Annotated in this window: 13 protein-coding genes and 1 pseudogene; 7 read left to right on the forward strand and 7 right to left on the reverse strand. The window is 63.2% G+C overall.

Features of this window, described 5'->3' with window-relative positions; genetic code table 11:
- Positions 1-544: 544 nt before the first annotated feature.
- Positions 545-1,864, forward strand: a complete 1,320-nt coding sequence (locus tag ACYOEI_RS39885; RefSeq protein WP_462856196.1) for a Gfo/Idh/MocA family oxidoreductase — start codon at positions 545-547, stop codon at positions 1,862-1,864.
- A gap of 345 nt (positions 1,865-2,209) precedes the next feature.
- On the forward strand, positions 2,210-2,854 hold the full coding sequence (locus ACYOEI_RS39890; protein ID WP_462856197.1) for a hypothetical protein: 645 nt from the start codon (positions 2,210-2,212) through the stop codon (positions 2,852-2,854).
- Between the two features lie 86 nt (positions 2,855-2,940).
- On the opposite strand, the gene ACYOEI_RS39895 is transcribed toward ACYOEI_RS39890, so the two are convergent.
- The 6 genes from ACYOEI_RS39895 to ACYOEI_RS39920 all read right to left on the reverse strand — a co-directional run bounded on the left by ACYOEI_RS39895 (position 2,941) and on the right by ACYOEI_RS39920 (position 13,711).
- A complete protein-coding gene (locus tag ACYOEI_RS39895; RefSeq protein ID WP_462856198.1) occupies positions 2,941-5,193 on the reverse strand; it encodes a DUF2092 domain-containing protein in 2,253 nt (750 codons plus the stop codon).
- A gap of 264 nt (positions 5,194-5,457) precedes the next feature.
- The gene (locus ACYOEI_RS39900; RefSeq protein ID WP_462856200.1) at positions 5,458-5,817 is read right to left on the reverse strand and encodes a response regulator transcription factor; all 360 of its coding nucleotides are present in this window, start codon (positions 5,815-5,817) and stop codon (positions 5,458-5,460) included.
- 1,335 nt (positions 5,818-7,152) lie between these two features.
- Positions 7,153-8,121, reverse strand: a complete 969-nt coding sequence (cas7c, locus tag ACYOEI_RS39905; protein WP_462856201.1) for a type I-C CRISPR-associated protein Cas7/Csd2 — start codon at positions 8,119-8,121, stop codon at positions 7,153-7,155.
- 81 nt (positions 8,122-8,202) lie between these two features.
- A complete protein-coding gene (locus ACYOEI_RS39910; protein WP_462856202.1) occupies positions 8,203-10,227 on the reverse strand; it encodes a type I-C CRISPR-associated protein Cas8c/Csd1 in 2,025 nt (674 codons plus the stop codon).
- Complete coding sequence (cas5c, locus tag ACYOEI_RS39915; RefSeq protein WP_462856204.1) at positions 10,224-10,958, reverse strand: type I-C CRISPR-associated protein Cas5c; 735 nt, start codon at positions 10,956-10,958, stop codon at positions 10,224-10,226. The genes ACYOEI_RS39910 and cas5c overlap by 4 nt, the downstream gene beginning before the upstream one ends.
- A gap of 2,261 nt (positions 10,959-13,219) precedes the next feature.
- A complete protein-coding gene (locus ACYOEI_RS39920) occupies positions 13,220-13,711 on the reverse strand; it encodes a GNAT family N-acetyltransferase (RefSeq protein ID WP_462856205.1) in 492 nt (163 codons plus the stop codon).
- A gap of 211 nt (positions 13,712-13,922) precedes the next feature.
- Here ACYOEI_RS39920 and ACYOEI_RS39925 point away from each other — a divergent pair, with 211 nt between their 5' ends.
- The 5 genes and pseudogenes from ACYOEI_RS39925 to ACYOEI_RS39945 all read left to right on the forward strand — a co-directional run bounded on the left by ACYOEI_RS39925 (position 13,923) and on the right by ACYOEI_RS39945 (position 23,037).
- Positions 13,923-14,480, forward strand: coding sequence for a sugar O-acetyltransferase (locus tag ACYOEI_RS39925; RefSeq protein ID WP_462856206.1), 558 nt, complete (start codon positions 13,923-13,925; stop codon positions 14,478-14,480).
- Between the two features lie 412 nt (positions 14,481-14,892).
- The gene (locus tag ACYOEI_RS39930) at positions 14,893-17,253 is read left to right on the forward strand and encodes an FdhF/YdeP family oxidoreductase (protein WP_462856207.1); all 2,361 of its coding nucleotides are present in this window, start codon (positions 14,893-14,895) and stop codon (positions 17,251-17,253) included.
- 333 nt (positions 17,254-17,586) lie between these two features.
- The gene (locus ACYOEI_RS39935) at positions 17,587-20,610 is read left to right on the forward strand and encodes a protein kinase domain-containing protein (RefSeq protein ID WP_462856208.1); all 3,024 of its coding nucleotides are present in this window, start codon (positions 17,587-17,589) and stop codon (positions 20,608-20,610) included.
- A gap of 80 nt (positions 20,611-20,690) precedes the next feature.
- Positions 20,691-20,873, forward strand: a pseudogene (locus ACYOEI_RS39940) (hypothetical protein); the annotation flags it as partial.
- 835 nt (positions 20,874-21,708) lie between these two features.
- Positions 21,709-23,037, forward strand: a complete 1,329-nt coding sequence (locus ACYOEI_RS39945; RefSeq protein WP_462856209.1) for a carbohydrate porin — start codon at positions 21,709-21,711, stop codon at positions 23,035-23,037.
- A 196-nt stretch (positions 23,038-23,233) separates the two neighbouring features.
- Here the strand turns inward: ACYOEI_RS39945 and ACYOEI_RS39950 are convergent, their stop codons facing one another.
- Positions 23,234-23,908 (reverse strand): nucleoside deaminase, encoded by a 675-nt coding sequence (locus tag ACYOEI_RS39950; RefSeq protein WP_462856210.1) that lies wholly within the window; start codon positions 23,906-23,908, stop codon positions 23,234-23,236.
- Between the last annotated feature and the right edge of the window lie 807 nt (positions 23,909-24,715).

Raw genomic sequence — 24,715 nt, forward strand, 5'->3', positions numbered from 1 at the left:
TAGCGAGTGAATCCTCTTCGATTTCTTGCGATGGGATTCACTCGCTGGCGCTTCGGGCTTGTAAAAGTCATCACGAGGGAAGCACCAGGTGGATGCAATCCGATCGTGATCCGCTCTAGGACCTCGTGCAGTCTAGGCCCGGTCCACATGCCTTGGTACCTGGTCGGAAGGAGATCCCGGCACGGACCCGAAGATCCTCCGTCAACGAGTTCTGCACCCAGGCCGGATGTCGTCGGCCAAGCCCGGCCCACACGCGGTCCGGAGACGGAACTCGTGGCACTCTCGACCCCCTAAATCCTCCACTGATCTCACCTCGACGAGCGACATCCAAGGCTCCCGGTGTCGCTTACGTCAAACGGTGACCACTCCATCGATCTCGCCGTTATGTCCCCCGCTCCGAATCGCGTAACTTGCGGCCGGGATGGGACCTGGTACGATCGAGTTCCTCCGGCGGGCCTCCCCAACGAGGGCCCCCGAGCGGGCGTTTCGACACGTCCCGATGAGCGAACGACCCACCTGCCGATAGCTTTGAGGAACCCAGGCGATGTTGCACCAACCGATCAACCGCCGCGCGGCGTTGAAGCATTTCGCGGCGGCCGGCCTCGCGGTCCCGCTCCTGCGACGGGTCCACGCCGCGGCGCCCAGCGAGACGATCTACCACGCCAGCTTCGGCGCCTCGGGCATGGCGATGGCCGACATTCGCTCGCTCACGGCGAGCAAGAACCTCAAGCTCGTCGCCGTGGCTGACGTCGACCTCAACCGCGTCGGCGAGGTGAAGTCGCTCTTCCCCGACGTCAAGATCTACCAGGACTGGCGCGAGCTCCTCGACAAGGAGACGCAGCTCAACTCGGTCAACGTCTCCACGCCCGATCATATGCACGCGCCGATTACTATGAGCGCGATGCAGCGTGGCCTGCACGTCTACACCCAGAAGCCGCTCACGCAGACGATCTACGAGGCCCGGCAACTGACCCGGGTGGCGGCCGAAAAAGGGATCGTCTCGCAAATGGGGATCCAGATCCATTCCCACGCGGTCCACAAGGCCGTCGTGGAGACGATCCACGCCGGGGCGATCGGAAAGGTGAAGGAGGTCCACAGTTGGAGCGGCAAGGGCTGGGGGGACAGCAACCCTCGCCCCGACCGGTCCGACCCCATCCCGTCGGGGATGAGCTGGTACGGCTGGCTCGGCGTGGCGGGCGACCGCCCCTACATCTCGGGCTACTACCACCCCGGCGAGTGGCGGAAGCGGCTCGACTTCGGCACCGGGACCTTCGGCGACATGGGCTGCCACATCCTCGACCCCGTCTACGGGGCGCTGAAGCTGACCGCACCGACCTCGGTCCGGTCCGAGGGGGAGGCACCGAACTCCGATAGCTGGGCACTCGAGGCCCAGGTGACGTACCAGTTCCCCGCCACACCGGTCACGACCGAGGCGCCGAAGCTTACCTGGTATCACGGCAAGAAGCGGCCTTCCGACGAGGTGAAGGCCCTGATCGGCGAGCGACGACTGGCCGGCCAGGGGTCGATCTACATCGGGACCGAGGGGATCCTCTACTCCCCCTACATCGACGCCCCGATCCTCCTGCCGTCCGAGAAGTTCAAGGAGTACAAGGCCCCGAAGCCCGAGGGGGACGACCACTACATCCAGTTCGTGGAGGCCTGCCGGGGCAACGGCAAGACTTCGGCCCCCTTCGCGTACTCCGGCCCGCTCACCGAGAGCGTCCTCCTCGGCTGCCTCGCCACGAGGTTCCCGAAGACCACCCTCGAGTGGAACGCGGCCGACCTCAAGGTGACCAACGTCGAGGAGGCCAATCGCCACGTCCGGCGACAATACCGCGACGGGTGGGACGTCAAAGGATTCTAATCCCTCGGCAATCGAGACCGGTCCGTCGTGAACGCCTCGTCCCCGAGCCACGCTTCGGGGGCGAGGCCGTATCCCCGGCCCCGGCGAGGGTCTCCGCTCGAACGCTCGGGCGGGTAAGGCCCCTCATTCGCCCGTCCCCGACAAATGCTCAGAGGACGCATTTGACCAAGTCGGCCAAAACCCGCGCTAATCCCCACAAGCCACGCGACCGATATCAGACAATGGCCAGGACGGCCGTTGGCTCCTGGCCCTTGGGATCGTTCGTCGGCCCCCTGCCCGACCGGTCCGTGGGTGGGCCTGAACGATGGCCGTGGGCGTCGGAAGGGAAGTCGAAGGAGTCGAGGGATGGCCATGTATCGAGACGACGACATGAGGACGGTTCGTCGGTCCCGGCGCGGGTGGACCGCCGTCCTCGCGGCGCTATCGTTGTGGCTCACCGTCGGATGCGCCCAGCAGAATCTCCGTCCCCAGGTTTCCTGCTCGATGCCGGTGCCGGCCCAAATCCAGGGGTGCGATACCCCGACGGCCGCACCACAGGCCTATACTCAAGCACCGGCTCCTGCACCGGCTCCGGCTCCCCCTCGCGCTCAGGTTTCGACCGCTGTGCCCAGGGAGTCCAAGACCATCTTCGGGATGGAAACCGCGGCGATGCTCCCCCCCCAGTACCTTCCCCTCCTCGGTCGGACAGCCAAAAGCGATTGGGGCGGTCGATCGGCGCCGGCCTGGGTCTGGGACGACCTTCGGGACCATCGGGACGTGTACAAGTCCACGAAGATCCCCCCGCCCCGTGTCGCGACCAGGAACCGTGGCCGCATCCCGATGATGAACCGAGGCCAGGAAACGAACACGACCGACGCGTTCACCGCCGCCAACATCCCCCCGCCCCGCCCTTTGAACCTGCCGCCGGGACTGGGGACGAACGCGATCAATCCCCCCGGAGCCCTCCCAGGCGAGAAACTCCCACCGCTCCCGCCCGGGATGACCCAATAAATCGCGCCAGCGCCGGGAGATTTCCCCGAGCGACTTCGATGGGCCTCGCCTCCAAAAACAGGGATGCGAGGCCCAAATTCATTGGTTCAGCGAGCGGGCTTGATCCGGAACGAGTTCAACTGGCGGCCGGTCGCGACGACCAGTAGGGGGTCCACCGTCCCCACCGGCAACGCCCATTCGACGGCGGGCATCTGGCCTTGCTGGCCGACTCGGCCGACGATCTTCCCGTCCGCCAGGTCGACGACCGCGACCCGCCCTCCACGGAAACCCAGTGCCGCCCTGGCTCCGTCGGGGGCGACGGCCATCGAGACACAGATCCCGTCGCCTTCGGGCAGGCCCACCGACCAGAGCGGTTGGCCATCCCCCTTCAAGGCCACCAACGACTCGCCCTTCTCTCCCGAACCGACGACGAGAACGGCGGATGTCCTCGAGCCCTTCGCCGGCGCGACCTTCACCATGTTCGCATAGACATTCGGGTCGAGCGTCCGGGAAGGCTTCCCGTCGGCCCCGAAGAGGTGGACCTTGCCCTCGGCCGACGTGCAGACCACCTCGGGCTTCTGGTCGCCGTCGAGGTCACCTGCGGTCACATGCCAGATGTTTCCTCGGTGTGTGTCCTTCCAAAGTCGCTTGCCGCCCGGCGAGAAGACGTGGAGGCCGGTCAGGCCATTGTATCCGACGATCACCTCATCGACGCCGTCGCCGTCGAGGTCGGCCGCCGCGACGTCGTTGATCCCCTGGCCACCGGTCTCCTCCCAGACCTTGGCCCCATCGGCTGTCGAGGCGAGAACCGTTTGCCCCCAGGCGCTGAAGGTGAGCAGCCCCTTCGTTCCCTTCCCTGGTCGAGCGATCCGGACCGTCGTCTGGATGTCGGCCCCGTCGAGTTGGATCCGCCTCGAGAGCTTCCCGGCGAGGTCGATCACGTCGCAACGACCTCCGGCCTGGATCGCGTAGAGTCTTGGCTCATCGCCGTCCGCCGACACTCCCGTGTACCGCCCTTGAATCGACCAAGCCTCCTCAAGGCCTTCGGCCTTCGGAACGTTCGGTTCATCCTCCGATGCCGGCCTCTCCAGGCTTTTGCCCATCAGCAGTGTGTCGAGTTCCTTCCGGAGCGTCTCCTTGATCTCGGGGCTGTTGCCGACGTGGACGGCCTGGACGATCCCTTTCTTGTCGACCAATACGAGCATGGGAATGGCCTGGGCGCCATAGGCCCCGCCGACCTGGCTCTCGACGTCGAGGGCCACGGGGAACTCCAGCTTGTGCTCCTTGAGGAACGCCCGGATCTCGGCCGGTTTCTCGGCCTGATTGAGCGCACAGAAGACGACGCCCTTGCCCTTGTAGGCCGTCGCGACCTCGGCGAGGACCGGGAGTTCCTCGACGCAAGGACCGCACCAGGTCGCCCAGAAGTCGAGCATCACGACGTGGGCGTCGCGATGGTCCTTGAGTTGAAACACGCCCCCTTCGAGGAGGTCCAGGCGGACGTCCGGCGCCGGCTTGCCGATGAGCGGCGAAGGCTCCTCCTTTCCCGCGTCGCCGAAGAGGCTTTCGACTTTCTTCGACCCGGCCGGCGGGACGAAGACGAACTCCTTCCCCTCCGGCTTCGGGCCGACTCGCCAATCCTTCAGATCCTGGGTGATCGTGATCGAGCGATTCTTGAAGGCTTTCAACTCGTCCGACTTGGCCACGCTCTTGGTGAGGTCGACGAACGAGCGACGAACGACCGGGTCTCCCTCGGCGGGGATCCAGACCTCCATGTCGTACGGCTCGCGGACGAATTTCAGGTGATGCACCCTCATCCCTTCGATCGTCTCGAGGCCGGCGTAGGTCGCGGCATCGAGGTTATCCGTGAACCCCTGCAGGGGGTCGTCTTCGAGCAGGTGGCCAAGGACCGACCCCTGGAGCATGGCGACGTTGACGAGCGGATCGGACATCAAATCCGCAAGTGACGCGGGTGCGGGGGCCTCGGAATACTTCTGGAGGGCGTCAAAGGCCGTGGAGAGCGTCTTGCCGTCGCTCACGACGGTCAGGCCCGGCGTGTCCCCTTGGGTCCGGACCGCGAGACGATTCGGCCGTTGTGCGGCCACCGTGATCGTGCCCTTCAACGTAACGTCGCCGACGACCTGCGACTGCTCTGCCACAACCGAGAGTCCCTCGGCCTTCTTGAAGAAGTCGCACATCGGCCGGAGGATCGACTCGACCTTCGGGTCGAGGGGGGGCTTTCCCTTCGGCTCCTCCGCACGAGCCCGGGCGGCGAGGCCCAGTCCTTCGCCGGCCATCGCGAGACAAACGGCGATCAAGGTGAGTCCCCGGCCGATCGACCGAGGGGTACGGATTTCGGACATCAGTCGCTCTCCTGGCGGCGGACGAGGGTCCGAGGGCGAAACGGGCCGAGGCGTGGGCAACTTCGGCCCGCCGGTCGTTCCCGAACGAGGCGAGAGAACCCGAGGCCGCCTCCGCTCGAGATGGCGCACCGGGGACATTCGTGGGACGAAAGCGCCCCGCGACCTTGGCCATCATCGCCCCGCACGGCCTTGTTCACAAGGGCCCTAGGCGCGAGGGGCCGAAGGCCCGGGCCCGGACGGCGCGATCCCGACCAAGCTCTCAAATCAAGAATACTCGATGACGCTATTCTTGATCGCGGCGAGGAGCGAGCGGAAATTGATCGGCTTGGCCAGGATCAATTCCGGCCTGAGGTCGAGCACGGCCTCCATTCTCGCCCGGTCCGACGTGCCCGTGATCACGGCGACGCACACGGTCAGCCGTTCGCCCCGGACCTTCTTCAAGATCGCCTCGCCATCCATATCCGGCAGCATGAGGTCGAGGATCAGCCAATCCGTCCGAGGCTCGAGGGCCAGGAGCCCACCGGCCCCCGTCGCGGTCTCGACGACATCCCATCCTTCGTTGTGGAACAACACACGGAGCGCCTCCCGGGTAGCCCGGTCGTCTTCCACAATCACTAAACGCATGAGGACACCGGACAAGATGGCTGGATTGTGGCTTGAGATAGCAGGGTGGGAGTCGGGGAAGTGGCTCCCACGTTACCAAAGCCAAAAGATTACGCAAGAGATCGGATCACCGACCAAGACGTCGTTCGCAACGACGCCCGCACGGACGACATGACGCGAAGGCCGCGCCGGATCTACCGGATCGACGGGATTGAGAGAAGACTCGCAGTCCACCCAATCGACCGAGAACAATCGCATCTCCGGCCTTTTCTTACTCCCGCACTCTCGACGTGGAGGAGACCAGGAAGCCCGATCCTCGGAGAGCTCGTCGGCGAGCTCACTCCTTTCTTAGTTGATCAAAGTCTTGGCCAAAAGACGGGCGATCGTCGATCATCATCAGGCCAACAGGCATGCAAGACTTGTTCCATTTCCAACGGTATGGCCCGACCGCGGGGCCTGGTAAACGAAAAGCCAAAGATCCTCGGCCGAGCGGGTGCGCGTGAGCCTGGGTGGCAGGGCCACGGAGCCAGGTTCCCCCGGATTGTTTCGAGCGTCAAAGACAGCGTCGAGTACGGGATCCTAACCGGCGTCCTGGGAGATTAACTCCGAGGAAGGCGAGAGGTGTTGGGAGCGTCGTTCGAGCGCGAAGGCCCGGAGGAAGGGCCGCCCTTCAGTTGGCGAGCGGCGATGAGGAGAGGCACAACTTGCCTAGGATTGAGGCCCCGCCGGTATCCACTTGCCAGGCGTCGGATCGGTCTCCCCCCCGGCAACAGGGCCGGGGGGGAGGTCGCAGCCTGCGCGATCCCGTACGGATAGCTCGTTTCAATCCGCCCCCGGCGGTGGAGCCGGGGGTGCACGCCGTCCGAGGCGAACTCCTTGCAGAGTTTCAATCCGCCCCCGGCGTCAGGTTGCCGGAGGATTGCAAGAAGGCCGGCGATGCCCGTCCCGACTTGACGAGAAAGGCAAGATATGGCCATCCGGTTGAATCTTAGCTCCGATCATCCCGAAAAAACAGTCCTCTTTTGATTGAGGGAATCGGGATTTCGGCCAATTCAGGCGTCTACGGTTCGGCCAGCGCGGAGCGAGGGCGGACGGGCATTTCACGAACGACCGCGGGCCGACCTCCCCGATTCCGGGTAGGACGACATCGGTCGACGGGCCCATATTGATCGCGACGAGACGGCCTCGTTCCGGACGTGTCGACGTCGAGCTAACAATCAAACAAATCTTAGAAATTCAAACTTCGATCAAATCCAAACGCACGAGATGACTCCCCTTATTTTGGAGGCCGAAGGGGCGATGGAGAGATCGCTCCTTTTGGCCATCCGGATCGAATCATTTCACGCCGATGAGTTTTTAGGACGATTGGATCCGGCGGTTCAGGACGACGCCCGGGAACTTCGCGGAGCGCCCCGTCGGATCCCAGGTCCCCGGTTCGAGTTGGACGCTGTAGTCGGAGAAGCCCTGGGGAGGCCGCGAGTCATCCCGGAGCTTGACGGCGACGGTCTCGAAGAGCTCGTGGGCGTGCGCGCAACCGAGGCGGGCCTCGCGCCGATTCTGCTCGGCGTTCGATTCCGCCTGGGTGCCGACGTGCTCGAAGTCGTAGAGTCCTCGCACGACCATCTCGCCCCGGGCGGCGGAATGGTCGTGGTCGAAGAGGTGGGTCAGTGCCTCGATGAGGAGGTCGAAGTCGGCGTCGTCGAACCCCGTATTCTCGGCGAACGCCGGGGAGACGTAGCACTTCGCCGAGTAGAGTCCGTAGGGGACGATGTACTTCTGCCCCATCGTGCGTTCTTTCTGGACGTCCTCTTCCTTGGTCACCGCGCAGCGCGTGATCGTGATCTCCTGGAACGTGATCGGGTCGAACGACCGGCCGAAGGTGAACTGGACCGGCCCGCGAACCTGGCCGTGGGCCGAGCCTTTCATGACCTCGTTCCCCGTCGAGATCACGGCGCCGAACGTCCGAATATCGTAGAACTCGCGGCAGAGCCAGTCCTTGACGAGCCTGGCATGTTCGCCGTGGTCCTTCCCCTTCTCCTTGGGCTTGACCGCCCCACGCGTCTCCTCGATCGCCTTCTCCTGCTCGCGATTCAGAACCGCCCCCTGCTGGACGAGGAGGCGGTAATTCTTCCCGTTCGGCGATGGCGGGAACATACCGACATAATTTCGAATTTTTCGTTTGAGGCAGACGTCTGAGACAAGCCCCCGATTCGAGGTCGCATCGACGCGCGGTTGGTTGCCGGCGTCGGGGTCTCCGTTCGGGTTGCCGTTCGTGACCTCGAAGAGAATCAAGATATCGTGACGATGGGCGATCGGTGCGGCCATATTGGTTGCATCGCCTCCATTAGAGGGAAGTCGAGGTCGAAACGGGGGTCGTCGAACCGTAAAGGTCGGGGCGATTCGGGATCAAGGTTCGATCTCGTCCGCCTCGATGCCCCCGGCCATCTTCCTGTTGAGGTCCTCCATGAGGTCGCGTTCGTCCTTCGCCTTCTGCTGGTGGAACCCGAGGGCGAACCGGCCCTGTTCGTAGGGCGAGAGCGAGCCGGGGAATTCGGGGGGATGGTCCGGCGACCCGGCCTCGAAGAGGGCACAGACGTCGTCGATCTTCCGCCCCAGCGCGATGGCGATCGGCCGCTTCTTGGGGTCCTTGCCGAGCTTGCCCCTATAGATTTTTTCCATCCGGAGCAGCCGCTGGAACACATGACTAGGATAAGTCGACGCGTTCCCATAGTGTTTGGCGACGAGGTCGGATCCGACGTTTCCCTGGGCGGCGTACTGGATGTCGTCCAGCAACGCGAGCAGGCGGCCGCAGTTGTAGGGCCGGTCGTGGGTCTCGATGAGCGAGCGTTGGATGGGCATCGGTCCGTGCTCCGATCGCTTGAGAATTAGTTTAAGTAAAGCGAACCGTGACGTATGGAAACGGATCCCCCTCCCCGAATGGCTCGCGGAGACCGCGATCCGGTGGAGGATGGGGCCGAGGAGGGCGAGCGGATTCGACCCTTCGAGGGCGGCGCGATAGAGCGAGTCGTAGACGGTCGACTGGATATCCGAGGGCACCCGCGCGGTCGTCGCGGCGAGGGCGTAGATCGAGAGCGGATGCGAGCCGAGCGTGCTCGGGTCCAACGCCTGGGGAGGGACCGGAGCGTCGTCCTGGAGTTCTTGGGGCTCCCAGAGTCGACGGCCCCGCCTCGTGATGGGCTCGTTCTTCTTCCCGCGCACGACGGGCTCGATATCGAGGTCCGCGAACCAGCGACTCAGAGATGAGACGGTATCCTTGAGCGGTTCATCGAGCCAACGTCGCACGACCACGCGACCTCCGTTGGCCACGAAGGTGGCCGACTGGATCCGCCGCGTCTCGAGCGCCCCGTGATGGTCCCCGCCGGGATCGAACCCTCGGAAGAACGAGCGGAGCGCTTCGGGGGTCGGCTTGTCGAGAAGTTGGTTCAACTCCTCGCTCAAGGCAGGTTCCGAGGGGATCCACGAGCAGAGCACGGCGGGGCCGAACTTGCGCCGGAGGGCTTCCTTGGCGAGGATGTCGTTGAGCCCGAGGGCATAGGCGGCCGCGGCCTGCTCCGAGACCGGCGCATTCCAGCCACGCTCGAAGCCGTAGGAGCCGAGGGACGGGGTCGCCATGTCGAACGAGACGAGATAGCCGCCGATGGGGGGAAGGCCCGGGATCCCCTTGATGAGGGTCCGGTGCACGTCCGCGATCGGCACCCCCTGCTCTCCGGTCACGAGGCAGACGCCCAGGTTCCCCTTCGCCACCCCCGGCTCGTTCGAGAACCGCTCGCGCAGGAACTCCGACTTCCAGTAGTCGTGGAGCTGGGAGCCGCGTTCGAAGATCGGAGGCCCGTCGGCACCGATCCGGAAGGTGATCGTCTTCTTCTCGAGCGGGATGGGCTCGCCGTCGGCGACCATGGCGCAGAACGCCGGCTTGGCGTCCTTGCCGATGGTGCAGGCCCCGACGAAGTCCAGGGCCCTCCGGCTGTCCTCGCTCGCAAGATAGCGGTCGCGGAAGGCGAGGAGGGTGGCGAGTTCGGGAGAGCTCGTCTCGCGGAAAGCATCCTGGATTCGCTGCCAGAAGTGGTGGAATGCCTTGGAGGCGTTGTGGCCGTCGTCGGGGATCAACTCGCCGGTCTTCCCGTTCAGGCCGAAGAGTTTTTCGCAGGTATCCGCCAGGAAATAAGCCTTGCCTCCCGAGTTGACCCCCGGGAACTCGGGCATCCAGACCAGGCGTCCGACGTCTTCCTTCCCGGCGTCCTTCTTCTGTGGCGCCGCGGCGGGGCGAGTCAGGACGCGCCAGGCCGACAACGGCTCGACCGAGCCGTCGGGCTGGAGGACGAGTTCGAGATGGATCAGCCGTTGCTTGGCCTCCATACTATCGACGAGATGCGCGGCCTCGGCATACTCGCGGAGTGCCTGAAGGATCATGCTCCCACCTCCCGTTTGACCAGTCGGACGCGTTCAGGGTGACAATCAAGCCGGGCATCCTTGATCCGGGCGTGGAAGAAGACGGGGTTCGGGGGGACGGATCGCCCCGACTCGCGTTCGCGAGGGTCGAAGAGGTCGTAGAGCATGAGCCCGAGGTCCTCGTCGGACCACTGGGCGGAGCATAGAGGCACGGACGTCGGGTCGGGGACATAAGTGAAGTTCGCGTCGAACTCGCGCATCCCGAGATAGGGCCGGTGGTAGCACTTGCCGGAGACCGCGCGCCGGATGAACATGCTGCGGTACTTCTCGACCGAATCGCGCGGGGGCTCGGCACGCTTGGTCAGGCGGATCTCGGCCGTGATGAGGTACTCGACGTCGGCCAGCGCGAGCATCCCGCGCTGGGTCGCGTCCTCGGCCCCGCCCCCCGCCCGGATCGGCGTGAGGTGGCCCGACTCGGCCATCGCCCGTGCGGCCTCGCGGAACGGGACGACCCGCTTGACCTCGTTCCGGCGGAACGAGAACCAGTGGCCGCGCCGGACGACGCCGATCTCATGGACGAGATAATACATTTGCGGTTCGTAATATATGGCCTCCAGGACACCGCGGGCCGCGGAGGGAGTCAGGAGCGGATATCCCGCCCGTTCGGCTTTACACTCAGGGCGGGTTGCGCAAGCGAAGTCGCCCCAGACACGGACGGAGACAAGAGCCGGGTCTCCGGTGGGGGTGTGCATCTGAGACCTCCTGTAATTAAAAGGAAGGTGAAACAGGCTAACGATTACAGCACTTGGAAATCCGTCGGAAATGACGTCCCGAATACAATCGGACCGGGAGCCGGCCAAAAGGAGTCTCACGCAGGGACGCAGGGAAATCATCCCTGGCCTGCTCCTTGCCAACCGATTGGCGCAGGGGCCCCTTCGCGGGAGCCCAGGCACCCGTCGGACACAAGACTTCTCGACTCACCCCAGGGAAAACCCTGACGTGAGTGATGACTCCTCTTCGTATGTTCCGGCATACGAGCAAGTCGTCCGATGAGATCCGCGCCCAAGTGAGGGTGGGCGACCCCGCGACTGCGACTGCTTCTGAGAAGGGGGGAAGTCGATCGGACCCCTGACCAAAGCTCCCGATTCCTAGTCAGACTGCAACACCCGGCCGACGTGCCTCGGACGATCCCGTGGTCCCGCCAACTGGTGTTGACTTCGATTCTCGCTTCTCAAACGCCAATATTACAAAGCAGAGGCTGGGAATGAAAGAGCATTTTTCAACTCGACATCTGAACGAATTGGCAATTCTGCCATTGGTCGCCCTGAACGGTCGGTCCGGCGGGCTTTCCCGCGAGCCGACACCACACACATGAAGCCTGATAGTTTTTTTCGTACATCGGACTTGATGACTCGAGCGAATTTACGTGTGCAGACAGCATCGCCATTGAGATTCTTCATACGACAAGCCGGATGACCTCCCCCGCACCTTGCCGGCAAGGGCCTTCGGTCGCGTCCTGGACGGCGGACCGTCTCTCGACCCCTCGTGAGCAGCCCGCCTCGAACCCCGATCGGGTTCGACGAGTCCTCACCCAGAAGCGCAGGCGCATTGTCCCCGACAAGCCCTCGACTCGATCCGGAGTCGTCGCGGATGGCGGCCGCCAATCCTTCGCGACCGTCTTGCGACGTCGAAGTCGAAGTCGAAAGCGCCGGCGTATTCCCGAGAAGGCCGTCACCGGGGTTGAACGATTTGGACGTTTCAGCCCGACGTCCCGCCACGCTCGCAGGACGAACCGATGCCTTGCCACTCGCCCGTGAGCTCTCACCCGCGAGACGAGCTACAGACAATACGGCAAGACCGGAGGCCTGCGACAACGTCTCGTTGGTTTGAAGCCGATCAGCGATCGCGAGCCTCCGACTCTTGGGAGTCGGGCCAAGGTTGGCACCATCGGCCCCGGCGATGTGTGCAGATGGCTCTGGCATTGGAACTTTCGTTACACCGAAACCTTGGTACCTAGTCCACTCACCGACTCAAGAACCGATAGGACCTGTCTCGCTGCGAACCAAGTCAACAAATGACCGCAATTTGTCAGGTTTTTCCCATACGGATAGCTCGGGAATCCTTACTCGACGTGCCAGAGAACCGACCCCGCGGTACGAAAGGAGTTCCGAGACCGCCCGTGCTCTTCGGAAATATAGGTTGGGATTTGGATATCGTGCTTCTGATGATAGAGCCGTTTACCTTTGGAGTGGTTCTATTTTTTTCCATTAGCTCCGTTTTTTCCCCGAGCGAGCCCAACTGTCGCCACAGAGAATTCACAGTACCCCTCCCCACGCACGAATTTATGGCAAAACGCCGAGCTGTCTCGGCTTTTTTCGCAAATCTGAAAATTTTTCGAACGATCGTGACCGATACCGTCTTTCCTAGAAATACCCCTCGTCGATGCATTGCCAAACCGACCACATCTGGCTCGGTTTCGCATCAATCGTCGCGAGAGTCTTGGAGCCAATTTACAAAGGTGGTTCCACGCACGTGTCTTGAGTTCTGATTTTGACGATCGACTCGAAAAGTACCACGTTTCACCCGTCTTGCGGGACGAGAGAACCCTTCGGCCCCGAAGTTATGTAGGCGTAATTCATTCTCATCCGAAGTCCCCAGGCCCTCTCCGTCGAGGGGAGACCTCCCAAGAATAACACGACTGGCGGCGCGGTTGCGTGTCTAAATTCCGTCTCATGAAGCTAACGAGACACGGACTCAATCCACCGAAGTAAGCGGTGCGAAGAAGGCTGATTTGCTCAAGCCCCATCGGCCTGAAATGGCGATGATAGGGGGCCTGACTCATGTCGTTTCCGGGTTATCAAGGGAGGACACATGCGGTTAAGTCCGTAGAGACAGGGGCGGCTTCACCTGAAAGGCCTGGCCTGGCCTGGCGCGGCTCAACGACTTGGTGTCTCAATTGAGGAAACGTGGAGAGACTCGGACGCCGCCTGCAAACTCTTGAGTGTGCATTGGTTCAAATTTCGGAGCTTACCACTCCGGGTCGTGCAGAGCCGAGATCTGGGGAGAGGTTCTGCGTTGTGGAGGGGTCACGCAAGCTCTTGCTGAGGAAATACCGCGTCTCACCCGTGGGATAATCGGCCAGTTCCCCGAACACCCTGTAGCCCAACCGCTCGTAGAACGGGCGGGCCTGGAAGCTGAAGGTGTCGACCCAGGCGTGGTGGCAGCCCGAGGCGATGGCCAGGGACTCGGCCTCGAGGACGAGGCGGCTCCCCCAGCCCTCCCCCCTCAGCGATCCGTCGACGGCGAGGATGTCGATCCTCAACCAACCCCAGTGCCTATTCCCGATCAGGCCGCCGAGGATCGCCCCGCTCTCGTCGCGAAGCGCCAGGACGACGGGCTCCGGCTGCCAGACGAAGCCCTGCCCCCGGCTGAATTCATCCAATGGCGCCACGATCCGAGCGTGGTCCTCGGGAGTCGACTGCGGGAGTACGTCGATTCGGGGCATGGCCATTTCTCGAAAAGGGGTCGGCCGGAAGGTCATTGAGGCGGAGCTCCGATCAGGATACACCCGAGCCTATCCCGTCCCCAGGGGAACGTGGTTTGCACCGAACGGCCGCACCGGAGGCTCACTCCGCCCGCGCGACGCTTGATCGTGCCCTCGGCGAGAACGAGGACGAAGCCCCCCTGCCCCTCCTTTGACAATGGGAAAGAGCTCCATGCCAACCGAACGCGAGAAGATGCTGGCCGGCGCGATGTACGACCCGCTCGACCCCGAGCTTTGTGTCGCGAGGGCGAAGGCCCGGGATCTGTGCCTGGATCTCAACGCCACCCGCGAAAGCCAGGTCGAGGTCCGACGTCGGATCCTTCTCGAACTGCTCGGGAAAGGGGGCGATAGCGCCTGGATCCAGCCGCCGTTCTTCTGCGACTACGGCTCGAATCTCGAGCTCGGGGAACGCGTCTTCTTCAACTTCAACTGCGTCGTCCTCGACGTCTGCCTGGTGAAGATCGGCGATTACTCGCAGTTCGGCCCCTCGGTGCAGATCTACACGGCGACCCACCCGATGAATGCGGAGCAACGTCGTAAGGAGGAGTATGCCAAGCCGATCGAGATCGGCTCGGACGTCTGGGTCGGGGGCGGGGCGATCCTCTGCCCAGGGGTCCGGATCGGCTCGCGATCGGTCATTGGAGCTGGCAGCGTCGTCACCCGCGACATCCCCGAAGGTGTCTTCGCGGCCGGCAACCCTTGCCGGGTCATTCGCGAGATCACCGAATAGCCCAGAACCCCCAGCCGGCTCGTCCGAACCGTCCAGGGAACACGCGGGAAGAGTCCGGACGACCCTCGGGCATCGACCGAGCCCTCGGGCTCTCCGCTTGATCGTTGAGAAACGCCCCGGAAGGGCTTTGTCGGCTTGCATTCATGGGCGGCGAGTTTGAGAATAAGGCGAGGGGATCCCCCCGTCTCAGTTCCTCCACGAGTCCCCGGTTCGTGTGTCGGGGCTCTGGACCGTTCGCGACTCGAAGACTGCGTCCCGCTGATGGGCTGAGACGAGTCGGGGCATCTCCACATGTCCGAATAAATACAGAGAACTCCGTATCGTTTCGAGGCCGGCAATTCCGGTCGCCGATCGACATGGGAAGACGCTTGTCGGCTTATTCCGCCTGAGCGGAAATCGAAGGGGTCGAATCATGGCGGACGGCGTCGGTGCGAAGGGTGTGATTGCGGAGTCGAACTCGGAGACGGGACATACCCAGGAGCGAGGCGTCGAAACCGCGACGGTCGACGTCCGTCCCTACCACCACCCGGCGGCGGGCCTCGGTGCGATCGCGAGCACGCTCAAGCACGCGATGCACGAGATGGGGGTCATCCGAAGCGCCTCGACCCTGCTGAAGGTCAACCAGGTCAACGGTTTCGACTGCCCGGGCTGCGCCTGGCCCGAGCCCGACGCCAGCCACCGCTCCTCGGCGGAGTTCTGCGAGAACGGGGCGAAGGCCGTCGCGGCCGAAGCGACCACGAGGCGTGTCACCCCCGAGTTCTTCAAGACCTGGTCGGTCCCTCGCCTGCTCGAGCAGTCCGACTACTGGCTCGAGTCGCAAGGGCGGCTCACCCAGCCGATGCTCCTCCGCGAAGGGTCGGAGCAGTACGAGCCGGTCGCCTGGGACGACGCGTTCGGCCTCATCGCCCGAGAGCTCCGGGCCCTCGCCTCTCCGGACGAGGCGATCTTCTACACCTCGGGACGGACCAGCAACGAGGCGGCCTTCCTGTACCAGCTCTTCGTCCGGAAGTTCGGGACCAACAACCTCCCCGACTGCTCGAACATGTGCCACGAGTCGAGCGGGGTCGGCCTCGGCGAGTCGATCGGGGTCGGCAAGGGGACGGTCTCGCTCGACGACTTCAACCTGGCCGACGCCATCTTCGTCATCGGCCAGAACCCCGGGACGAACCATCCCCGGATGCTCTCCGCGCTCGAGTCGGCGGCAAGGCGAGGGTGCCACATCGTCAGCGTCAACCCGCTCCACGAGCGGGCGCTCGACCGCTTCGCCCACCCGCAGGATGTCCGCGACCTCCTGATGGGCGGGACCGCGATCGCCGAGTTCTTCCTCCCCGTTCGGATCAACGGCGACGTCGCCCTGCTCAAGGGGATCATGAAAGAGGTGATGGCCGAGGAGCGGAAACGCCCCGGCGCGATCCTCGACCTGGCGTTCATCGACGCGCGGACCTCGGGATTCGAAGAGTTCGTGGAGGCCCTCGACCGGGTCTCCTGGGACGAGATCGTCGAGCAGAGCGGGATCAGTCGCGACCTCATCCGGCGCGCGGCCGAGGTGTACTTCAACAGCGAGCGCGTCATCGTCTGCTGGGCGATGGGCCTGACGCAGCACCGCAACGGCGTGGCCAACATCAAGGAGGTCGTCAACCTCCTCCTCCTGCGCGGGAACCTCGGGAAGCCGGGCGCGGGGGCGTGCCCGGTCCGGGGTCATAGCAACGTCCAGGGGGACCGGACGATGGGGATCTACGAACGCCCCTCGTCCGAGTTCCTCGACCGCCTGGGGCGGACGTTCCGCTTCGAGCCCCCTCGCGAGCACGGCCATGACGTCGTCGCCTCGATCAAGGCGATGCACGAAGGGCGCGCCCACGTCTTCCTCGCGATGGGCGGCAACTTCCACTCCGCCAGCCCCGACACCGATTACACCGCGGAGGCCCTCCGGCGTTGCCGCCTCACGGCGCACGTCGCGACCAAGCTCAACCGGGCCCATCTCGTCACCGGCCGACAGGCCCTGATCCTCCCCTGCCTCGGGCGGACCGAACGCGACGCCCAGGCGACCGGCGACCAGTTCGTCACGGTCGAGGACTCGATGAGCGTCGTCCACAAGTCGAGGGGAAGCCTGTCGCCGGCCTCGAGGCATCTCCTGAGCGAGCCGGCGATCATCGCCCGGCTCGCGTCGGCCACCCTCGGCCCCAAGTCGGGTGTGGATTGGCTCGGGATGATGGCCGACTACGACCGGATCCGCGACCGGGTCGCGGAAACGATCCCTGGCTTCGAGGATTTCAATCGCCGGGTCCGCGAGGGGAGCGGCTTCGCACTGCCCAACGACGCGGCGAGGCTCAAGTTCCGCACCTCGACCGGCAAGGCCCAATTCACCGCGCTGCCGCTCCCTCAGATTGATCTGGCCCCCGACCAGTTCCTGATGATGACGGTCCGGAGCCACGACCAGTACAACACGACGATCTACGGCCTCGACGACCGATACCGAGGGGTCTACCACGAGCGTCGAGTCGTCTTCCTGAACCCGAGCGACGTCGCCGAGTTTGGCCTGATCAATCGCCAAGTCGTCGACCTGATCGGTGAGTTCCGGGGCGAGCGCCGAGTCGCCCGACGGTTCATCGTCGTCCCGTACGACATCCCCCGCCGTTGCGCGGCGACGTATTTCCCCGAAGCCAACGTCCTCGTCCCGGTCGACGACTTCGCCGACGGCAGCCGCACCCCGGCCTCGAAGTCGGTCGTCATCCGGATCGTCCCCGCGGGTTCGTCGGACGAATCTCGGCCGTAGCGTTTCGCCCGAACCGACATCCAAGACGATATCCTCGCCGGAGAAGCTCCAGGACTTCCCGCGATTACCCCTCTCTCCGCCTGAAAGACGAAACCCGTCCCGCCGATTCCCCCAGCCGGACCCCGGTCGGATGAACTGGAGCGTCATCGTCCCGAACCTCTGGTGATTCGGCAAAGTCGCGGCCCACCGACTCGATGCCCACTCATGCGGCCTCTCAGAATTCTCGGCCGATCTGAGATTTTCGCGACATGTCCCGCCCACTCGGTGCCCTTCTCTAATATCTACCGGTCATTCGAGACCTGGATCGACAGTCCCGCAGCGGAGACCAACCTGATGAACGCACCAGCCACTCGGCATACGACCGACCAGGTTCTCCGTTCCTACGGCCTGGGCGAGCTCGACGACGCCTCGAGCGCGATAGTCGAGTCACATCTGGTGAACTGCACGGAATGCCGGAGCCGGCTCACCAGGTCGTCGGCCGGCACTTTCTTCGGTCGCCGCGACGACCGGAGATCGACGAACCTGTCGGTCTCCGACGAATCGATGATCGACGGGGCACTCTGCCGGATGCCGACGACGCCTCCGACGCTCGACTCGCTCCCACAGGGGCTGGTCGATCATGCGAATTACGAGATCAAACGAGAACTTGGCCACGGTGGGATGGGTGTGGTCTATTTGGCCCACAACACGATGATGGGCCGCGACGAGGTGCTCAAGGTTATCGGGCGCCATGTCCTGGAACGCCCCGGTGTCCTCGAGCGATTCCAGCGTGAGATCCGCGCCGTAGCCCGGCTTTGTCATCCGAACATCGTCACCGCCTACAGTGCGTTCCGGCTCGACGGCGGGCTGGTGTTCGCAATGGAGTACGTCGAGGGACTCGACCTGGCGCGATTGGTCCAGTCCAAGGGACCGCTTCCAGTGTCCCACGCGGCGTACTTCGCCCACCAGGCCGCGTTGGGCTTGCAGCACGCCCACGAGCGGGGGATGGTCCACCGTGACGTCAAGCCGCACAACCTGATGCTCACCCATGACGGCAAATCGCGGGTCGTAAAGATCCTCGACTTCGGCCTGGCAAAGGCGAACCGCGAGCAGAAACTCGATAGCGGCCTGACCTCCGAGGGGCAAGCTTTGGGCTCGCCCGACTACAACGCCCCCGAGCAGATCCTCAATGCCCAGGACGCAGATATCCGTGCCGATATCTATAGCCTGGGGGCGACGCTGTTCTACCTGTTGACCGGGCGGCCGCCGTTCATAGCCAATTCGTTATACGACCTCTACCAGGCGCATATCTCTCGAGACGTTGAGCCTCTGAACCTGCTGCGTCCAGAAGTCCCGAGCGAGTTGGCAGCCCTCGTCTCCAAGATGATGACCAAGGACCCAACACGTCGCTTCCAGACCCCGGCGGAACTCCACGCCCTGACGTCTTTCTTCAAACCGAAGCCCCTCAAACTCCAAACCAGAGTCACTCAAGCCGAGCCGGATACGCCGAGCGGGATGAAGATCACCAAGCCCTCCACGCCGAACGAGCCCGCAAACGATTTAGTCGTCTCTACAGATCACGGATCGAGTTCGGCGAAGCAGGCTGAGACGCCTTGGAACCGATTGATCGACTTCCGGGAACCAGTCCCTGTCGAGGCGTCGCCACTCACCGCCCCGAGGCATGAACGCTCGCGGTGGTTCTGGCCTACCGTCTCAGTCGCGTTCGTTCTCGGAGTCTTATGCACCGCATGGATCGCCTTATCCCCCGGGAAAGTCAAAGTTAAGACCTCGGAGGGCTTCATCGTCCTGGAGAATGTCCCTAAGGACTCCGTCGTCCTGGTCGACGGAGACAAAGTCAGTTTCAACTGGCCAGGAGACAACAGGCCTCTGGAGATCCAGGTCGTTCCAGGAAAACACAAAGTGCAAGTCGAGAAGGGCGGCTTCAGGACCTTCGGAGAATCTGTGACGGTCAAGACCGACGGGTCGGAGGAGGTCACGGTGCGTCTCGAGCCCCTCGATGTCTCGAAATCGGGGGACGCCGCCGGAAGCCCGCCGGCCTTGGTCGTCAGTGGCTTGCCAAACACCCCTGCCCTCGATGACTTCAAAGCCGGCTCCGTCTGGGTCTCAGAGCTCCAGGGCCACACGTTCAAAATCCTGGAACGCGGGGAAGAAACGTTCAAGGCCAGCCTCAAGATCGGCGAGCAAGTCCGCGAAGCCGGCGGAATTCTCAAGAATGGATATCTCCACTGGCCCAACCAAGACGCCAATGGAGTCGCTGGCGATGCGGAGTCAGCTTACACAGGCGAAATCAAGGGGGATGAAATCGCGTTGAGCTGGTCCACACCAGGCGGCCTGATCCGGGAAAAAATTACCCTCAGACTTTCGAGACCAGCAGAGAAGGTCGCCGAGCACTCATCAGCCCCAAGTCTGAAGAAACCGACCGAAACCGAGCTTTCCTCACGAGTAACCTTCGACCCGGACACCATCTACCGGTTGACCACCTGTTTTCTGCCGCAAAAGTCTTTGGACTTCCGTACGGATGAAAAGAATAGTCAGGACCTGCCGGTCCAAGTCGAAACCGGACATGGCCCCGGCCAGCAATGGCGGATCTATCCGTTGGGCGATGGCTGGTTCCGGATCACCAGCAACTCCAAGCCGGGGAAATCCCTCGACCTCGATAACACCAACTTCCCGGTCCTCGCGGACACGACAGACAACCCCGGCCAACGTTGGAAGTTCACCCCGATCCACGACGGTTGGCTACGACTCATCAACGGCCGGGTTCCGGGCAAATCTCTCGATGTCATGAACAACGGCAGCGACAAGAACGGGCTATACCTGGCAAACACGGGCAACTGGACCGGACAACTCTGGAAGGTCGTCGGTCTAGGAAAGATCACAGGTGCCGATGACGGCGTTCCTGTTGCCCTCCAATTTCTCGCCGGCCAGAAGGCTTTCGCCCCAAACACGACCTACCGGTTGACCACCTGTTTTCTGCCGCAAAAGTCTTTGGACTTCCGTACGGACGAAAGGAATCGCGACCTACCAGTCCAGGTTGAGACAGGGAACGTCCCCGGCCAGCGTTGGCGGATCTACCCGTTGGGCGATGGCTGGTTCCGGATCACCAGCAACTCCAAGCCGGGGAAATCCCTCGACCTCGATAACACCAACTTCCCGGTCCTCGCGGACACGACAGACAACCCCGGCCAACGTTGGAAGTTCACCCCGATCCACGACGGTTGGCTACGACTCATCAACGGCCGGGTTCCGGGCAAATCTCTCGATGTCATGAACAACGGCAGCGACAAGAACGGGCTATACCTGGCAAACACGGGCAACTGGACCGGACAACTCTGGAAGGTCGTCGGTCAGGAATAGGTGGAAATACCAACGGCGGAGATCTTGCAATCGACGGCATCTCGCTGATGCCGTCGATCGCAAAGGCCGTGCCCATTGAGGTCGCCCGACGATTCATCGTCGTCCCGTACGACATTCCCCGCCGTTGCGCGGCGACGTATTTCCCCGAGGCCAACGTCCTCGTCCCGGTCGACGACTTCGCCGATGGCAGCCGCACCCCAGTCTCGAAGTCGGTCGTCATCCGGATCGTCCCTGCGGGTTCGTCGGACCAGACTCGGTCGTAAGCAAGGTTTCGCCCGACCCCTCCTCCGAAAACGCACCCTTCGCATCGACAAATCCCCACGAAATCGAGACGCGATTGCTCGATTCCGGTCAACGTATTTTCTTAGATGACATGCGATCAATCGGCAACAGCCATAAATTCGACTCAAGCAGAAGAACCCGCCGACTCGATAAAGTAGGAGTCTGGGTCGGCGACTCAGGCACTTCAAGCCCAGGGTCGGTTCTGAATAGCCGGTTCACTCGAATGAAACGGTTTCCCGAAAGCCAATTTGACAATAGACTTAGGGAACCTCAGGGTCGATGTTGACCGCGTCGGGACTGTGGTTTTAAAAGCGGGCTGGGTTTCGATTTCGGACGCCGACCGATAACGCCCATGGTTCAACCAGCGAATTCGGTGCTGAGCTCCTTGTAGGGTGAGAATCGAGGAATTCACGCCCTTCGGCAGCGCCCAAGGTTGCGTTGCCTTCACGTTGAGGAGTTGCGATGCGGATATCCTGGCTCGTGGTAATTTTCGTGGCACTCGCAGCAGACTCGGCGCGGAGCCAGGAAGCCAGTAGTCCGCTCCCATCGTCGAACGTCGACCTTCCCGGGATCGGTGCGGAGACCCCAATCCGGTCTCCCTCGGCTTCCCGGAAGACTCCTCGCTGGAATGAGCGTCCGAGTTGGTGGCCCTTTCGGTGGTCGTTCGCGAAACGCAAACCGGCGGGAAAGTCGAGCGAAGTCATCGCCACGGCATTTCAGACCGAGCCAGGGCTCAATGAAATACCTTTGAATACGGGCGACGTTTTCGGAACGCCCGCACCGGCACTGGCCCCTGCCCCAGCGATCGATGGTGGGATGACGGCGAACAACGGCGGGACCGCCGCGAATCCCGGGGAGGGCGCCCCGACGACGACGCCGGGCGCCCCCGATGATTCCCAGACGGGGTCGCAGCCAACAGCCTCGAACCCCGCGGCCGTGAGCATCACCGCGGGGACCGGTGCGCTCGGTCGATTCATGGGGATCCCCGACTCCTCCGGGCTGCGAATCGGGGGACTCTGGCTCGGCGACGCCAGCGGCGTCCTCTCGGGCGGTCGGAAGCCGGGAGGATGGGGGCTCAACAGCCTCACGATCCTGGACGCCGGCTTCGACGCCGAGGAAGCCTTGGGTTGGAAGGGTGCCTCCTTCGACGCCCAGTTCTTGCAGCTCACCGGACAGGAGACGAACAACCTGGCCGGGGCCTTCCCCGGCTTCGACTCGCTCCCAGGGCAAAAGCCCCTCGTCCGCCAGGAGCTCTATCAGCTCTGGTATCGCCAGGCGCTCTTCGACAACAAGCTCGTCTTCCGGATCGGCAAGTCGGTCCCGACCTATGACTTCGGGAACGTCGTCCGGCCGGTGCCGGTCAACGATACCGCCGCCGCGATCCCTGCCGTCACGGGTCTGATCTGGACCCCGGTCTTCGTCAACCCGACGATGCTCGGCGTCATCCCCGGATATTACAACTCGGCCACCGGGATCACGACGACATTCGCCCCGAACGACTCCCTCTACTTCAACTACGGCTTCTACGACGGCAATATTGCCAATGGGCGTCAGACCGGCCTCGAAGGCCCCCACTTCAACGGCTACTACTTCCACATCGGCGAGGTTGGGTTCGCGTATCGCCTGGGTGCCCAAAAGAAACCGGGTAACTTCGGGGTCGGCGTCTGGGGGCAGACCGGGACTCTGAAGACGTTCACCGGTGGCACCCAGGACGGCGCCGACGGCGTGTACCTCTTCGGCTCGCAGCGGCTCTGGTTCCGGCACCCCGGCAAGGACAATAGCGGCATCAGCGGCTTCTACCAGTATGGTGCCAACAACACCGATGCCCTGCTCGCCCGGCAATACGTCGGCGGCGGCTTGACCGCGTTCGGCCTGACGCCCAGGCGCCCGGACGACTCGTTCGGCGTCGGTATCTCTTATACCGGGCTGACCCGAGGAGAGGGGATCACGCCGATCTTCTTCCCGGCGGCAACCCACCCGATGCAGCTCCGCCCCAGCCAGTTGATGGTCGCCATCTATTATCAGATGAAGATTATCGACGGGGTTTTCTTCCAGACAACCCTCACCGACATCCCGACCCCCGGCGAAAACGTGTCGATCCCCAACGCATTCACGATCAACTTCCGAGTGATCACGCTGTTCTGACCCTCGACCCTGATCACTGCGGCGAAGGCGTGGGGACCGGAGGCTCGACACCTCGCGACGATGTGAGGACGGACGTGCGATGACGAACGGGAAGAGGCCCGGACGAGGCATTGCCTCGTCCGGGCCTCTGCAATTGTCGGGCGGTCACGGCCAAGATCGGGACGCGACGGCAATCAACGACCCTGGCGGAAGGACGTCAATAGTCGACCTTGTCCTTGCGATTCGCGTATTCCTTCCAGACTTCGACGGCTTCGGATCGGAGCAGGCTCTGCTCGGAGATCGCACGATCCTTGACGGGCTTATCGAGCTGAGCATAGATGAAGTCGTCGTCGAAGTTGCCGTACTTCTTGGAGTCGCCGACAGTCGCCCCGTAGACGATCCCGTCGATACCGGCCCAGTAGGCCGTGGCGAGGCACATCGGGCAGGGTTCGGCCGAGGTGTAGAGGATGCAGCCTTCGAGCTTGGGCTTCTTGATCAGGGCGCAGGCCTGGCGGATCGCGTGCATCTCACCGTGCCAGGTCGGGTCGTTCTGGGCGACGACGTGATTCATGCCGTCGGCGAGCACCACGCCCTCTTTGTTCACGATCACCGCGCCGAAGGCACCGCCCGTCTTGTATTCCACGCCGGCGCGTCGGGAGTTGGCGATCGCCCGGCGCATGAACTCCTCGTGCTTCGCCTTCGGGTAGCGGGCCAGGACCTGTTCCGTGGTGAGGACCGGCTTGTCGCTGGGGACGTCCGCGAACGCCATGACCTGACGGGTCGCCGAGGTCTGGCCGAGCCAGAACGCCCCGAAGATCAGCCCGCCGAAGAGCATCAGGCCCAGGCCGATGCGGCCGCTGCGCATGCCGAGAACTTTCGAACAGACAATCATGTTTCTTTGCCTCGCGTGGGGTCGGACAGGGTGGGGAGGGGATAGAGTCGAGGTCCGCGTTACTTGCGGGCACCAAGAGAGAACCCACTTGAACGGATGAAGTCGAGGACGTTCAGCTCGACATAAATCAGCTCCTTGATGGTTTCCCTTCGGAGGAAACAAATCTTACACAGATTGCCTCACCTACCGCAAGTAACCTCTCAAACTTACTTGAAATTTCTTGACTTCATCGACTTGTCGAGCCGCAAGACCGCAACCAAATCGCGTGACCACCATCGATGTCGAAGATTTATTCACGTACCAATTCATTGCAGGACTTCCCGTCATTCGCCTCGATGTCGTCCGGCAGGCGGAGTCGGCCGACGGGGCAAATCAAGGTCTGTTGCCCCGATTCGCTCCCCTCCACATTCTCTCGGGGGTGGGGAAGGAGGCACACCATCGCCTCGGACGCAGACACGAGGGTCGACCCCCTTGGACCGATGCGCAAGGATCGTCGTCGAAAGCCTCGCGATCATCTCGACCCGGACACTCGCGAGCATTGGCGATCTTGGCCAAGGCATACCGTCGGGCGACGGCCCGACAGTTTATCGCGTCTTGTAGGACTCTAGAACGCATTTTTCAAGTACGACGCAAAATATTCGATCGTTCGGCCCGCCGCTTGAATTTCCCCGACGTTCCGAAAGGCGTCCAGGATGCCAAGACCCCTGCAAAACAAGCCTCTGCAAGGCGTCTGCCCCTCCTGCCACGAGGAACAGATCCGTCAAACCCGTGCGCGGGCAGATCACAGAAATCAAAGAACCGACGAAA

This window comes from Singulisphaera rosea (genome assembly GCF_054877945.1).